Source organism: Azospirillum sp. TSO35-2, assembly GCF_003116095.1.
Taxonomy (GTDB): domain Bacteria; phylum Pseudomonadota; class Alphaproteobacteria; order Azospirillales; family Azospirillaceae; genus Azospirillum.
In genome coordinates this window covers 1,386,136-1,400,831 of sequence record NZ_LGRA01000021.1, presented here as the reverse complement: position 1 = coordinate 1,400,831, position 14,696 = coordinate 1,386,136, and the positions used below count along the sequence as shown (strand labels likewise).

The window sequence follows — 14,696 nt, the reverse complement described above, 5'->3', positions numbered from 1 at the left end:
CGATTGGTAAATTGCTGCGTTTGGGTTGCAAGATGTCGTGACGGACTCAGGAAAGACCAGAACCGAATTTTTTAAGGAAAATTTACCGCTCCTGACTATTCCTGGTCTTTCGATGCGCCCGCGGACCGCGGCCGAACCAACCGCTCGCCCCCGCCGCTCGCCATCGCCCGACATCCTCCAAGCACGGTGCATGGCCATGTTCGCAGACTGGCACATCCAAACGAAAACGGCCGCCGCCGCCGCGGTGGTCGGCCTTTTCTCCGTCGTCACCGCAGCGGCGGGCTTCTACGCGCTGCAACAGACCGAACGCGCCGTCGGGGAACTGGTCCGCACCCAGAAGGAACAGCTCGACGCCTTCGACATGCGCATCGACATCATCGCGCTGAGCCGGATGGAGTACGAACTCGGCAACGACCCCAGCCAGGTCGGCACCTTCACCGCCCAGGCGGACAAGCGCATCGCCGAGATGAACGGGCGCGTCGATTCCCTGGCGGCGCGCACCGACGCGGCGCAAATGTCGAAGGTCGACGCCATCCGGTCCGGCTTCCGCGGCTATGAAACCAACGTCCGCGCCATGCTCGACACCGCGAAGAGCGTCGCGGCGCAGGGCAGCGGCGACCGCAAGGCGATCCTGGAGGGTCTGAAGAACAGCCGGACCGGCCAGATGGCGCTGACCGACGCGGTCAAGACCTACAACACCGACGTGTCGAAGCGGACCGACGAGGCCGTCAGCGCGGCGCTGGGGCTGGCGGAAACGATGAAGATCACGCTGGCCATCGCCGCCGCCGTCGCCCTGGCGGCCGGGCTGCTGGTGTCCTTCCTGATCTCGCGCGCCGGGTTGGTCCTGCCGCTGCGCGCGCTGATGCAGGAGGTCCGGCGGATGGCCGGCGGCACGATCGACAGCCCGGTCGGCGGCATCGTCCGCAAGGACGAGATCGGCGAGTTGGCCCGTTCGGTCGAGGGCTTCCGGCAGGGCTTGGTGAAGGGGCGCGAGGTCCAGGCGGAGGCCGACCGCCAGCGCGAGCGGGCGCTCGAACTCGCCGCCCGCCGGGAAGGGCTGCTGCGCGCCTTCGACAGCGCGATCTCCGGCATCCTGCGCGGCGTGTCCTCGGCGGCGACGGAGTTGGAAAGCACCGCGCGCGGCATGAGCGGCATCGCCCAGAAGTCGATGCAGCAGGCGACCAGCTCGGCGGCGGCGTCCGAACAGACCTCGGCGAACGTCCAGGCGGTGGCCGCGGCGACCGAGGAGATGAACGCCTCCATCGCCGAGATCGCCCGGCAGGTGAACCAGAGCACCGCCGTCGCCAGCGCGGCGATGACGGAGGCCGAACAGACCAACGCCGTGGTCGGCGACCTGTCCCAGTCCGCCCAGCGCATCGGCGAGGTGGTCCAGCTCATCAACGACATCGCCAGCCAGACCAACCTGTTGGCGCTGAACGCCACCATCGAGGCGGCGCGGGCGGGCGAGGCCGGCAAGGGCTTCGCCGTGGTCGCCAGCGAGGTGAAGAGCCTCGCCAGCCAGACCGCCAAGGCCACCGACGAGATCGCCGCCCAGATCCAGGCGATGCAGTCGGTGACCAACACCGCGGTGACGGCGATCCAGGGCATCGGCGTCACCATCACCCGCATGAGCGAGATCGCCACCGCGATTTCCAGCGCCATCACCGAACAGAACGCGACGACAGAGGAGATCAGCCGCGCGATCCAGCAGGCGTCGCAGGCGACCACCAGCGTGTCGGCCAGCCTGTCGGAGCTGACCGGGGTCGCCACCCAGACCGAGACGGCGGGCGGCCATGTGCTGTCCGCCGCGCAGGAGCTGTCGCAGCAGTCGGAGGCGATGCACCGCGAGGTCGAGGGCTTCCTGTCGCAGATCCGCGCCGGCTGACGCCCTGATACCGGCGAGCGCTTGAACGGACATTTTCAAGCGCTCGCCGGCCGCCGCGACGGCGGCGGCGCGCGCCCATGGGCGCGGCATAGCCTGCGTGGCGCTTGAACGCGATACGGCAAGCCCAACGGGCTCGCCGGTATCAGGGCACCGTCTTGCCGGTGAAGGGGTTCCAACCCAGCGCCGCCAGCGCCGCCCAGGCGGTGGCGCCAAGGTGGGGGCGGCGGTAATAGAGGAAATCGTCGGTCTTGCTGTCCGGCCCGATGGCGAGCCCGGTGGTCAGCACCTGCGGCCGGGTGGCGTAGAGATAGCCGCCCGGGCTGATCTCCTTCAGCAGCTCGCCGAACAGCCGGTCGGCATCCTTGCCGCGGCCGACGGCGCGGTAGGTCAGCGCCGCCTGCGCCGTGCCCTCCACCCACATGCCGTCGCGGTCGTCGTTGAAGTCGAAGCCGCCGTCGGCGCCGTGCGCCCGCTCGGCGTAGGCCAGCGCCGCCCGCCATGCCTCCGGCGCCCCCGGCAGCAGCAGCGGCCAGAGCTGGGCGTCGAGGCCGGAGGTGGCGTGGCTGACCGTCACCCCATCCGGCGTGGTGCCGATCGGGAAATGCCCGTCGCCCGCCGCCCACATGGCGTCGAGGAAGCCGCGCGCCTCCCGCGCCGGGCCGGCGGTATCGCCGCCCAGCCGGCCGAACAGGGCGACGAGGTCGGTGTTGTGCTCGGTCGATTTCCAGGTCAGCGGCTGCGGCGCGTCGTCGAAGCCCTGAAGGCCGCCGTTGAAGCCGCCCGGCCCGCGCGGGTCGCGGGTGTGGTCGACGATCCAGCGCGCCAGTTCGGCGGCGGCGTCGCGGAAGCGCGACTGTCCGGTTGCGTCCGCCAGCGTCAGCAGGGCCAGCCCGGCCCAGGCGACGTTGCCGGTGGCGGTGCCGACCTGATAGGGGTCCTCGCCCCAATGATTCTCCACCGCGTCCCACCAGCCGTTGGGCGGGATCGGCCGCTGCCGCTGCTCGCCGGCGCGGTAGGTGTTGCGCAGCCGCCCCTTGCGGCCGGCGCGGTCGAGCGACACCGCGTCCAGCAGCGCCTCGCCGATGCGCAACGCGCGGTCGCGCTGGCCGCAAGCGGTCAAGGCCATGATCGCCAACGCGTTGTCGTAGGTGAAGGCGGCGTTGGCCAGCGCTGGCTCCGAGGTCGGGCCGGGCGCGTAGGCGTTGTCGTAGCTGCGCAGGAACAGCGGCCCGCGGCCGGGCACCGCGTCCACCCGCGCCGCCAGGGTGGCGCAGGTCTTCTGCGCGAGGTCGGTCGCCGGGGCGGGTGTGGCCGCCAGGACCGGGGCGCCGCTCAACAGCAGGGCGCCGGCCACTGCCAGCGCCGTGCGGCGCCATCCTGTGCTGAAACGCTTGACGCTGCCACGCATGACGATCGGGACTGCTGGCCGGTTTTGGACTGCCCCTGATATGGCGATGCCCGTCCCCGGCCGCAACCGACCCGCTCTAGCTTCGCGACAGCCGCCAGCCATCGACGCTGTAGCGCCCCGCTCCCGATGCCGCCAGCGCCAGAAAGCCGCCGATGATGGCGAGGTTCTTCATGAACTGGATCTGCTGCATCTTCATCGCCTCCGGCGGCGCCTCCCAATAGCGGTGGGCGATCAGCGTCGCGGCGACGGTGAAGGCGGCGACCAGCAGCGCCGCCAGCCGGGTCCAGGCGCCCAGCACCACCGCCAGACCGCCGAACGCCTCGACCAGCGCGCCGATGGTGCCGAGCACCGCGGCCATCGGCACGCCCTGGCTTTCCAGCCCGCCGATGAAGCCGCCGAGCGCCATCAGCTTGCCGAAGCCGCTCTGGACGAAAATGGCGCCCAGCAGCACACGCGCCGCCAGCAGCAGCGCGTCCTGCCCGGCCATCGCGCCGCGGTCGGTCCAGCCGGTGGCCCCGGTGGCCGTGGTGTGTTGGTTGATCATCGCTCTGTCCCTCTTCGACCCTGTTGTTCGAGCACCGGCATGGTCGGCGGCGCTTCGCTCTCCGGGTGGGACGACGGCGGCGGCGGAATTATTCCGTGTACGACAGAATGCGCGGGCGGATCGTCAGGCGGTTTTCCACAGCGAGATGATCATGACGCCGGCCACCGTCAACGCCGCGCCGGCCAGTTGCAGCCAGCCCATCGGCTCGGCCAGCACCAGATAGCCGAAGATGGCGGCGGCGACCGGTCCCATGGCGCCGCAGAGCGCCACCATGTTGGCGCCGACCCGCCGCAGCGCCTCCGCCGTCATGAAGACCGGCAGCACGGTGCAGACCACCGCCATGAAGGCCGACAGGCCGAACACCGGCGCCGGCAGGTCGAGCGCCGACAGCGGCCGCAACAGCAGGAACTGCGCGATGCAGCACAGGCAGGCCGCCGTCATGGCGTAGGCGGTGAAGCGCATCGACCCGACCCGCCGCACCACCTGGCTGCTGCCGACCAGATAGACCGAATAGAGGAAGGCGCCCATGAAGACCAGCCCGGCGCCGGTCATGAAGTCGGGATGGCCGGTCCCGACCTCCGACCACACCACCAGCGCGACGCCGGCGTAGGAGACGACCAGCGCCACCACCTCGCGCAGGCCGATCCGCTTGCCGAGGAACAGCGCCGATAGCACCACCACGATGGTCGGGTAGAGGAACAGCAGCAGCCGGCCCATCCCGGCGGAAACGTAGCGCAGCCCCAGGAAATCGCAGAAGCTGGCGGCGTAATAGCCGGTGACGCCCAGCCCGATGGTCAGCGCCAGATCGCGCCGGCCGATGCGGGCCCGGCCGCCGCGCCCGCTCTGCCACGCCGCCACCGCCAGGAAGAAGGGCAGCGCGAAGACCATGCGCAGCATGATCAGCGTCACCGGGTCGACGTCGTAGCGGTAGGCGAGCTTGATGATGACCGGCCGCAGCGAAAAGGCGATCACCCCGGCGACGGCGAGCCCCAGCCCCACAAGCAGGTGAAGCGACGGCAGGGTCCGGCTCTCCAGGGCGGCGGGGGCTTGCGGCGACAGGCTGGGCTGGGACACGGGGGCGTTGCGCCTTGGCTGGGGAGACGGGGACGCCATTCAAGCATCCCCGGCCCGCTTTGGCTTCCCCCAAGGCGGCGACGCGCCATGCCCGCCGCCCTTCCCTGGATTGCACCGTTCGCGGGCGTGACGGTCGGTGAAACGGACGGTTCCGCCCCGGTCAGCCCTCCGCCGGCACGGCGGCGACCGCGGTGCCGACCATCGGGGCGAGGCCGGTGAAAGCGACGCGGGCGCTCTGGCCGATGGCGACGGCGTGCACGCCGGTCAAGGCGCCGGTGGACACCCACTGCCCGGCCTTCAACGGCCGGCCCAGCCGCGCCGCCATGCCCAGGGCCACCGCCACCGCCGCGGCAATGCCGCCCGGCAGCTTGGCGGCGCTGCCGACCCCGACGCTCTGGCCGTCGATCAGCACCTCGGCGCGCAGGGCGTCGGCCCCTTCGACCCCGCCGATGATCTCCTCGCCGACGATCAGGCCGTTGTTGTTGCCGAACACCGCGGTCGAGGCGGTCGGGCCCAGGGCGTTGACGCTGGCCAGCGGCCCGCCGGCCACCTCGATGGCGGCGTGGACGGCGGCGATGAAGGCCGCGGCCTCCGCCGGGCTGTAGTCGCGCTTGTCGGCCGGGGCGTCGGCGGCGATCCGCACCGCGAACTCCGCCTCCACCGCGCCGAAGCCGCCGCGGATCACCGGGAAGGACAGCGGGCCGCCCTCCGCCCGCCCCACCGTGCCGGCGAAGATCGGGCCGATGTAGCGCATGGCGCCCAGCGTCTCCTCCAGCGCCGGCGGCACGCGCGCCACCTTCCAGCCGGCGACCTCGTCGGGCCACGCCGCGGTCGCCGTCGCCTGGATGGCGTAGGCGGTGGCGAGGTCGGCCGGCAGCGGGCCGGGGAAGTCGGCAAGCCCGGTCGCACCGCGGCGGGCGGCGACGAAGCGGGCGGCGGCCTCGGCGATCACCGGGTCGGCCAGGGTCGGGGCGCTCAGCCCAACGGGGTGCGTGACGGTCATGACGGGATCTCCATGAGGTCTCCGCCGGGGCTCCACGGCGGGGTCGCGGCGACTGTACCGGCGTTGTGCGCCGCAAGAAAGCGCCTTGGCCGCGGCACCCGTCCGTTCGTATTCGAAGGGTTGGCGCGAAAGGCGGGGTGGACGGACCGTCCGCTTGCGGACACACTGACGGCGACACCTCCGTGGGAGTTGCGATGCCGAACCCCGCCGACAGCATGTCCGAATCCACCCTGTTCCGCCGGATCGAGGAGCGCCGCGACGATCTGGTCGCGCTGACCCAGGCCCTGATCCGCATCCCGACCGTCAACCCGCCCGGCGACGTCTACACCGACTGCGCCGAGTTGATCGGCCGCCGGCTCGCCACCCGCGGCTTCACGGTGGAGTATGTGCGGGCGCAGGGCGCGGCCGGCGACAGCGACCGCTACCCGCGCACCAACGTCGTCGCGCGGATCGAGGGGCCGCGGCCGGGGCCGTGCGTCCACTTCAACGGCCACATCGACGTGGTGCCGGCCGGCCAGGGCTGGACCGTCGACCCGTTCGGCGGGGTGGTGAAGGACGGCCGGGTCTATGGCCGCGGCGCCTGCGACATGAAGGGCGGCATCGCGGCGTCGATCATCGCGGTGGAATCGCTGCTGGACGAGGGCTTGCTGACCGCCGGCGCCCTGGAGATCTCCGGCACGGTGGACGAGGAATCGGGCGGCTACGGCGGCGTCGGTCACCTTGCGAAGCTCGGCTACTTCTCGAAGCCCCGGGTCGACCACGTCATCATCCCGGAGCCGCTGAACGTCGACCGCGTCTGCGTCGGCCATCGCGGCGTCTGGTGGGCGGAGATCGAGACCAAGGGCCGCGTCGCCCACGGCTCCATGCCCTTCCTCGGCAACTGCGCGGTGCGCCAGATGGGCGCCGTGCTGCAGCGGATCGAGGACGAACTGATCCCCCGCCTCGCGCTCAAGCGCACCGACATGCCGGTGGTGCCGGAGGGGGCGCGGCAGTCCACCATCAACATCAACGCCATCCACGGCGGCCAGCGCGAGGACCATGACGGCCTGCCCAGCCCGATGGTGCCCGACCGCTGCCGCATGGTGATCGACCGCCGCTATCTGATCGAGGAGGACCCGGCGGCGGTGCGCGGCGAGATCGTCGCCATCCTGGAGGATCTGCGCCGCACCCGCCCCGGCTTCGATTACGACCTGCGCGAGGTGCTGGCCTTCCTGCCGACGATGACCGACGCCGACGCGCCGGTGGTGCGCGCCGTGGCGGCGGCGATCGAAACCGTGCTCGGCCGCCCGGCCCAGCGCGTGGTGTCGCCCGGCACCTACGACCAGAAGCACATCGTCCGCATCGGCCACCTGAAGGACTGCATCGCCTACGGTCCCGGCATCCTCGACCTCGCCCACCAGCCCGACGAATGGGTCGGCATCGACGACATGGTCCACGCGGCGCAGGTGATGGCGCTGGCGACGCTGGGGCTGATGGCGGGCGACGACGGGCTGCGGTTCTGAGGGTTCGCCCGCCATGCCATGATGTCCACTTGATACTGAACCGTCAGCCCCCTACAGTAAGGCATTGGATACCTTACCGCGGAGTGGTGTGATGAGGGTTGAACTGACCGTCACCGCAAAGGGGCAGATCACCCTGCGGCAGGCTGTCCTCGACCATCTGGGCGTCAAGCCAGGCCAGCAGGTCGATGTCGAGTTGCTGCCGGACGGACGGGCAGAATTGAGGCCGTCCGCCGGACGCCCAGATCTCGCCCGGCTGCGGGGGGCTTTGCGCCGTCCCGGTCAGGCTCCGGTGACCTTGCAGGAGATGCAAGAGGCCATCGAGCGAGGTGGCGAAAAGATCGGCGAGCCGTGAGACTTGCCATCGACACGAATGTTCTGGTGCGTTTCCTGACCTGGGACGACCCGGAACAGGCCGCCGAAGCCGCACGCGTGATCGAAGACGCGGAAACGGTGTTCATCTCGACCGTCGTGCTCTGCGAAGTCGTCTGGGTCCTGAAGCGTGCCTACCGCTATAAGGCGTCGGAGATCGTCGCGACCCTGCGGGACCTGATCGAAAGCCGGACGGTCGAAACCAACCGGGCCGCCGCCGAGTCCGGACTCCGGCTGCTTGGCGCCGGAGGAGACTTCGCGGACGGTGTAATCCTCTACGAATCCGAGAAAGGCAAAGCCGCAAAGCTGGTTACGTTCGACCAGGGCTTCGCACAGCTGGCGGGACCCGATGCCGTGACCCTGCTGACCCCCCGCACTGGGTGAACCGGGCCACGCGCGGACGTCCGGGGTCGACGCGCCCGCCCTCACCCCACCGGCGCCGGTTCCACCACCTCGACCCCGCCCATCATCCGTTCGATCTCGTCGGCCGGGATCGGGCGGCTGAACAGGAAGCCCTGGTAGCTTTCGCAGGACAGGTCGCGCAGCAGCGACAGTTGCTCCTGCGTTTCCACCCCCTCGGCGATGACCGACAGGCCCAGGCTGCGGCCCAGCCCGACGATGGCGCGGGGGACCGAGGCGTCGCTGGCGCCGGTCGACAGGTCGTGGATGAAGGAGCGGTCGATCTTCAGCTTGTCGATCGGCAGCCGGTGCAGGTAGCTGAGGCTGGAATAGCCGGTGCCGAAATCGTCCAGCGCGATCAGCACGCCGCGCCGCTTCAGCGCTTCCAGCGTCGCCGCCGCCGATTCGACGTCGTCGATCAGGGTGCTCTCGGTCACCTCGACCTCCAGTTCCGGGCCGGTCAGGCCGTTGGCGTCGAGCGCGCGAGCGACCTTGGCCGGCAGTTGCCCGTCGCGGAACTGGGCGCCGGAGACGTTGACCGCCACCGGCACCGACAGGTTGAAGGCCGCCTTCCAGCGGCGGATCTGGGCGCAGGCCTCGAACAGGACCCAGTCGCCCATCGCCAGCACCAGCCCGGTTTCCTCCGCCACCGGCAGGAAGCGGCCGGGCATGATCAGCCCCTCCTGGGGGTGGCGCCAGCGGATCAGCGCCTCCAGCCCGACGATGCGGCCGGTCAGGGTGTCGACCTGCGGCTGGTAGACCAGGAACAGCTCGCCCTCGCGGATGGCGTGGCGCAGGCTGCCCTCCAGGTCCATGCGTTCGCGCGACCGGGCGCCCATCTCCTTGGTGACGAAGCGGAAGCCGTTCCGACCCTGTTCCTTGGCGTGGTACATCGCGATGTCGGCGCAGCGGATCAGCCCTTCGGCATCGTCGGCGTCGTCGGGATACAGGCTGATGCCGATGCTGGGCGTCACCACGAAGTTCTGGCCGCCGACCGCGAAGGGGCTGGCCAGATGCGCCACCACCTTTTCCGCGACGCAGGCGGCGTCGTTCGGTTCCGCCACCCGGCGGACGACGATCAGGAACTCGTCGCCGCCCAGCCGCCCGACCGTGTCGGACTCGCGCACACCGGCCTGAAGCCGCCGTGCCACCGACCGCAGCACCTCGTCGCCGAAGGAATGGCCCAGGCTGTCGTTGATGACCTTGAAGCGGTCGAGGTCGATGAACAGCACCGCCACCTTGGAACCGTCGCGCCGCGCCTCCCGCAGCGCCTGGGCGATGCGGTCGAACAGCAGGACGCGGTTGGGCAGGCCGGTCAGCGCGTCGAAATGGGCAAGATACTGGATGTGCTGCTCGGCCCGGCGCTTCTCGCCGATGTCCTCGGCGAAGGCCAGCACGAACTGCAGTTCGTCCCCGGTGGTCACGGGCTGGAAATGCAGGCTGAAATGGCTGCGCCGACCACCCAGCAGCAGCGGCTGGTCGGATTCCAGCTTGCCGCTTTCGCCCTGCAGCGCCGCTTCCAGCGCGAAGACCGACGCCTGATCGCCGAAGCGCAGGCGCGCGTCGGTGCCGACCAGCTCGTCGCGCGGCAGGCCGGCGGCGGCGGTGAAGGCCGGGTTGCAGTCCAGCACCGCGCCGTCGATGCCGATCAGCGCGATGCCCAGCGGTGCCTGGGTGAACAGTTGCTGCCGCTCCGCCTCCTGAAGGCGCAGCGAGGCGGTCATGTCCCCGGCCATCTCCAGGGCGCGCGAGCGGGTCGCCGTCATCGTGCGCAGCATCGCGAACAGCGCAAGGCTGAGGGCAAGGCCGCCCGCCAGCACCGCCACCGGCACCCAGTCCTGGGCGGTCAGCGCCGGATCGGGCAGGCTTTCGTAACGGACGGTCCAGATCCGGCCGCCGACCGGCAGTTCGCGGGTGATGGTCAGCGCCGCCGGCGTCGCCGACGGCCGCTGGCTGCGGAACAGCGGGAACTCCGCCTCGCCGGGAGCGACGTCGAAGATCTCCACGCTGGCGTCCTGGCGACGGCCGTCGAGCAGCCCGTCGACCAGCGCGTCGATCCGCACCGGGGTCAGCACCACGCCGGTGAAGGCGGCGCGGCGGGCCTCCAGCGACGCCGGCAGGGGGTCGCCGCGGTAGGTCGCCTGGTACAGGATGAAGGCCGGCTTTGCCCCCGACGCCTCGTCGATCTTCAGCGTGATCGCCCGGGTCGCCGACGGCTGGCCGCTGTCGCGCGCCCGTTCGATGGCGGCGCGCCGGTTGCCCTCCGACATCATGTCGAAACCGAGCGCGCGGGTGTTCGCCTCGTTGACCGGCGCGGCGAAGACGTTGACCATCCGCTCCGCCCCGGCGGAGTCCGGCCAGATGCGGAAGCCGGACAGGCCGCTCGCCCGCATCGACGCGACCAGTTCGCCGCCGCGCCCGGCGGAAACGGCGCGGGCGTAGGCGATGGAGATGATGCCGGGGTAGCGGCGCGGCATGTCCAGCGCCTCGACGAAGCGGTTCCAGTCGGCCCAGTGCAGATCCGGGAAGGTCATCATCAGCGACGCCGCGCTGCACGCCACCTGTTCGTAGACCCGCAGACGGTCGGCCAGCTGGTCGTGCAACTCCTCCGCCCGGATGGAGAAGTGATGCTCCTCCTCGCTGCGCAGCAGGCGGTCGGACTGGATCCAGGCCAGCAGCGACAGCCCGACCCCGACCGCAAGGACGAGCGTCGGGACCAGGGCCGACACCATGCCCGCCAGCCGCAGCAGCCGCAGCCGCTGAAGCACGTGCGGAACGGGCCGGACGGGGGGCAGGGGCGAGGACGAGGACGAGGGCGAAGGCGGGGCAGGCGCCGGCGCCGGATCCGGTGGGGGGGCCTGCGGTGGGTCGGCTGCCGGCTCCGCCATCAGAACTCCTCGAGGATTTTCGGACTGGTCAGCAGCAGCCGCTCGATCATGCCCAGGATCTGTTCGATCTTGGTGCGGGTGGCGTCCAGTTCGTCGGCGGTCTTGTCGTCGATGCCGGCTTCCATCAGCATCGTGTCGAAGGTGTGCAGCGTTTCGCGGAAGGCCTTCTGCTCGGCCACCAGAACGTCGAAGGCGCCGAGCGACGCGGTCAGCGCCAGCGGTGGATCGCCGACGAAGGCGTGGCTGATGTCGGTGAAGATCGCGATGGCGCTCAGCTTCTGCCGCAGCACCCACTGCGGGAAATTGGGCGGAAGTTCCTTGCCGGCGGCGTCCAGCCGCTCCTGGATCGAAAAGATCAGCCCCTGGATGTCGAGATAGGCGGCGCGTATCTCGCGGAACCGCGGAAAGGTCTTGGGCTTTCCGGCGGCGCGCAGCCGGCCGAGCGCGGCGATGTCTTCGGTCAGCTTGCGGGACATCCGAAGCACGACGTTCGTCACCTGCGACATCATACCCCTCCGCTCACGCCGGTCTCCTTCAGGCCGGAATTCCCTTGAACGCCGGTGTACGGAGGACGAGCCTACACCAGAAGCCGCCTCTATCGTTAGTATTACCCGCGGGTCGGCGGAGCGGCGCGGCGTTGTGACGCCCACACGGTCGGTTGGGGGAATGCGGCCCCCGACGGGGCACCATCGAAGGCCGCCGCCATCAGAAGCCGATGGCCGTGGCGGCCGTGGCGCCGCCCCGGCCGGCAGCGCCGTCCAGGCCGGACTTGTCGAGCGCGTCGAGCAGCGCGATCACCTCCGCCGAGGCGCGCTCGACCTCCGCCACCTCGGCCAGCGCACGCGGCATGTCGCCGTCGGCGTAGGCGCGGGCCGCGGCCTTGCCGTGGTCGTGGACCTTGCGGTGCGGGGTTTCCAGCGTGACGAAGGCCGGGTTGGCGCGGTAGGCCATCGACGACGGCCCGTAATACCATGTGCCCAGCCGGCAGGCCTCGTGGCTGGCCAATTCGTCCGGGCGCAGGGTTTCCAGCCCGACCAGCATGTCGGCCAGCCGCTTCTTCCAGATGACGTGGTCGACCTTGGCGATCTTCACGATCTTGCCCGGCACGTCCTGTTCGAACAGCTCCTTCAACTGCTTGCCCAGCAGCGCCTCGACCCCGCGGGTCGCGTGCACGCTGCGCAGGATGGAGGCGCTGTTGGCCGCGCTGCTCTCGGCGATGCGGGCGGTGCCGGCGGCCACCTCGTTGGCGGCGGCGGTCTGCTGGGTCAGGATGCTGGCGATGTCCGACATGCGCTGCTCGGTCCGGCCGATGTGGTCGCCGATGTCGGCCATGCGGTCGCTGACCGCCCGGATCGCCTCCTCGCCGGCGGTCACCGCGCGGGTCCCGCCCTCCATCGACGCGACGATGGCGCCCATCTCGGCCTTCAGCGCGTCGATGCGCGTCCGGATGTCCTCCGTCGCGCGGGCGGTCTGGTTGGACAGGTTCTTCACCTCGCTCGCCACCACGGCGAAGCCCTTGCCGGCCTCCCCCGCCCGCGCCGCCTCGATGGTGGCGTTGAGCGCCAGCAGGTTGGTCTGCTTGGCGATCGCCTCGATGGTCGAGACGATCTCCGCGATGCGCTCCGACGCGGTGGACAGCTCGGTGACGCGGGTGGCCGCCCCCTGCACGGCCTCGGCGATCTGCTCCATCCGGACGACGGCGCTCTGCACGGTGCGGCTGCCGTCGGCGGTCACCGTCTGCGCCTCCCCCGCCAGCGCCGCGACGTCGCGGCTGCGCGCCCAGATCTCCTGGATGCCGGTGACGGTCTCCTCGGTCGCGGCGGCGATGCCCTGGGCCTCATGGTCGACGGCGCTCAACTGGCCGACCATCTGGGCGTTGGCGACCGCCGATTCGTTGATCGCGATCGCGACCTCGATCGTCTGGTCCATCAGCGAGGTGGCAAAGCCGCCCAGTTCCTTCCCGCATCCCGCCGCGCCGGTCGACGGGCCGTAGCCGCTCCCGGCCGAAAGGCCGCAGCCGGCCAGCGTGCGGTCCAGGTCGAAGGCGACCGCGCGGGCCAGCGCCGCGGCCGCCCGCCGCGCCATCGCCGGGCGCCAGCGCAGCGCCCCCTGCACCAGCGCCATCAGCTCGCCGAGCGCGATGCCGTAGGCGCCGATGTACCAGGACGGGTCCAGCCCGATGCGCCGGTGCGCCTCCCCGGCGGCGCGGCAGCGCGCCTCATGCTCCGCCGTGCCGACATCGGTGAACAGGAGGCGCCAGTGGTCGGCCTGCGCACGCTTCAGCCGGCCCAGGTCGCCCTGGGCGTCGAGCAGGGCGCGGGTGGTCGGCCAGCGGGCGAGGTGGGCGTAGAACCGCTCCGACAGGTCGGGCAGGCGGCTGTCGATCAGACGTCCCATGCTGGACAGGACGCCCCGCTCTTCCGCATCCAGCCCGAAGAACGCGGCATCCGCCCGCAGCCCCACCCTGTCGCCCGTCATGTCATCCACCCGGCTTATGTTGCAGCGCACAGAAGATTCGTGTGCGTCGTTTCTATTAGCCTTTGGTTATACAAAATTATCATCAAACGCAATGCAAGGGATCGATGGGGCGGGGGAAATGAAAGAAAGGGCGGGTGCAATGTTCGGAGCACCCGCCCTTTCAATCTTGCGCCAGAAGGCGTGGGTTTTACCGGACTCTGGCGCGTCCGCCCGTCATGCGGCAACAAACGAACGGATGGCGTCGGCGATCAGCCCGCTGAGCGGCAGGGCGTTGGAGGCATGCGGCACGCCGTCGCACGACAGCGGTTGCCCCAGCCCCTCCGCGGCGAAACGCGCCGCGGCGACGTCGCCGAACAGGGCGTGGACGCCGAACACCCGCAGGCTGCCGGCACCCAGCGCCCGCGCCGCCCGCGCGCAGGAGAAGATCGTTTCGCCCGAACTGATGACGTCGTCGACGATCACCACCGGCCGGCCCGACAGCGGGGCGTCGGGCGGCAGCGCCACGGTGACGTCATGATCGCCGCGCCTTTCCTTGCGGCCGACGATGCCGGTGAGGCCGAGCGGTCCGGCCACCGACTCGACCAGCGGCGCCGCCTCCTCATCGGGGCCGACGATCACGGTCTTGGGCGACACCCGCTCCGCCCGCAGGCGTTCAACGATCGGAGCGGCCCCGCCCAGCGCGATGGCGGGGCGGCCGACGAACACCTCGTCCAGCGTGTGGGTGCGGTGCAGATGCGGTTCGACGCAGACGAAGCGGTCGAAGCAGCGGCCGAGCCAGTCGCCGACCACCGTCTGGCTGACCGGCTCGCCCGGCTTGAAGACAGCGTCCTGGCGCATGTAGGCCATGTAGGGCGCCACGAGGCAGAGGTCGGTCGCCCCCTGCCGGCGCAGGACCGAGGCGGCGAGCGTCAGTTCCACCAGCTTGTCGTTCGGCCGGTCGAGCGAGCGGTAGACGATGGCGCGCTCCACCGGTTCCGGCAGCCGCACCAGGCTTTCGCCGTCCGGGAAACGGTGCAGCTCGGCGATGTGGCAGGGGATGTCCAGCGCCTGCGCCAGCCGCCGCGCCGCGTCCGCCGATTCCGGAAAGCCGTAGACCGCCGTATAGCCGGCACCCGTGTGATCGCCCGTATTGCGGGCCATGCCCGG

12 protein-coding genes are annotated in these 14,696 nt (G+C 70.8%); 4 read left to right on the top strand and 8 right to left on the bottom strand.

All coding sequences use genetic code 11. From position 1 onward, the window contains the following. The first annotated feature begins 190 nt into the window (after positions 1–190). Complete coding sequence (locus TSO352_RS22495; RefSeq protein ID WP_247872316.1) at positions 191–1,885, top strand: HAMP domain-containing methyl-accepting chemotaxis protein; 1,695 nt, start codon at positions 191–193, stop codon at positions 1,883–1,885. Between the two features lie 142 nt (positions 1,886–2,027). Here the strand turns inward: TSO352_RS22495 and TSO352_RS22490 are convergent, their stop codons facing one another. From TSO352_RS22490 to TSO352_RS22475, 4 genes are all read right to left on the bottom strand, one after another. After that, complete coding sequence (locus TSO352_RS22490) at positions 2,028–3,293, bottom strand: hypothetical protein (protein ID WP_199231693.1); 1,266 nt, start codon at positions 3,291–3,293, stop codon at positions 2,028–2,030. A gap of 76 nt (positions 3,294–3,369) precedes the next feature. After that, the gene (locus TSO352_RS22485; protein ID WP_211100391.1) at positions 3,370–3,837 is read right to left on the bottom strand and encodes a DoxX family protein; all 468 of its coding nucleotides are present in this window, start codon (positions 3,835–3,837) and stop codon (positions 3,370–3,372) included. Between the two features lie 123 nt (positions 3,838–3,960). Continuing rightward, on the bottom strand, positions 3,961–4,911 hold the full coding sequence (locus TSO352_RS22480; RefSeq protein ID WP_247872315.1) for a DMT family transporter: 951 nt from the start codon (positions 4,909–4,911) through the stop codon (positions 3,961–3,963). Between the two features lie 160 nt (positions 4,912–5,071). Next, positions 5,072–5,914 carry a 2-keto-4-pentenoate hydratase gene (locus TSO352_RS22475; protein ID WP_109109432.1) on the bottom strand — a complete coding sequence of 281 codons (843 nt, stop codon included), beginning with the start codon at positions 5,912–5,914 and terminating at the stop codon, positions 5,072–5,074. A gap of 194 nt (positions 5,915–6,108) precedes the next feature. Here TSO352_RS22475 and TSO352_RS22470 point away from each other — a divergent pair, with 194 nt between their 5' ends. The 3 genes from TSO352_RS22470 (at position 6,109) to TSO352_RS22460 (ending at position 8,169) form a co-directional block, all read left to right on the top strand. Beyond that, complete coding sequence (locus tag TSO352_RS22470) at positions 6,109–7,416, top strand: acetylornithine deacetylase/succinyl-diaminopimelate desuccinylase family protein (protein ID WP_109109431.1); 1,308 nt, start codon at positions 6,109–6,111, stop codon at positions 7,414–7,416. Between the two features lie 91 nt (positions 7,417–7,507). Further along, complete coding sequence (locus TSO352_RS22465) at positions 7,508–7,768, top strand: AbrB/MazE/SpoVT family DNA-binding domain-containing protein (RefSeq protein WP_109109430.1); 261 nt, start codon at positions 7,508–7,510, stop codon at positions 7,766–7,768. Then, positions 7,765–8,169 carry a type II toxin-antitoxin system VapC family toxin gene (locus TSO352_RS22460; RefSeq protein WP_109109429.1) on the top strand — a complete coding sequence of 135 codons (405 nt, stop codon included), beginning with the start codon at positions 7,765–7,767 and terminating at the stop codon, positions 8,167–8,169. The genes TSO352_RS22465 and TSO352_RS22460 overlap by 4 nt, the downstream gene beginning before the upstream one ends. Positions 8,170–8,210: 41 nt before the next feature. Here TSO352_RS22460 and TSO352_RS22455 read toward each other — a convergent pair whose 3' ends face one another. From TSO352_RS22455 to prs, 4 genes are all read right to left on the bottom strand, one after another. Next, positions 8,211–10,952 carry an EAL domain-containing protein gene (locus TSO352_RS22455; protein WP_247872314.1) on the bottom strand — a complete coding sequence of 914 codons (2,742 nt, stop codon included), beginning with the start codon at positions 10,950–10,952 and terminating at the stop codon, positions 8,211–8,213. A gap of 119 nt (positions 10,953–11,071) precedes the next feature. Then, complete coding sequence (locus TSO352_RS22450; RefSeq protein WP_109110800.1) at positions 11,072–11,578, bottom strand: hypothetical protein; 507 nt, start codon at positions 11,576–11,578, stop codon at positions 11,072–11,074. A gap of 199 nt (positions 11,579–11,777) precedes the next feature. After that, positions 11,778–13,550: a methyl-accepting chemotaxis protein gene (locus TSO352_RS22445; protein WP_109109428.1), complete on the bottom strand. Its 1,773-nt coding sequence runs from the start codon at positions 13,548–13,550 to the stop codon at positions 11,778–11,780. Between the two features lie 213 nt (positions 13,551–13,763). Continuing rightward, entirely contained in the window at positions 13,764–14,690 is a 927-nt protein-coding gene (gene prs, locus TSO352_RS22440; protein ID WP_109109427.1) for a ribose-phosphate diphosphokinase, read from the bottom strand. Positions 14,691–14,696 lie beyond the last annotated feature (6 nt).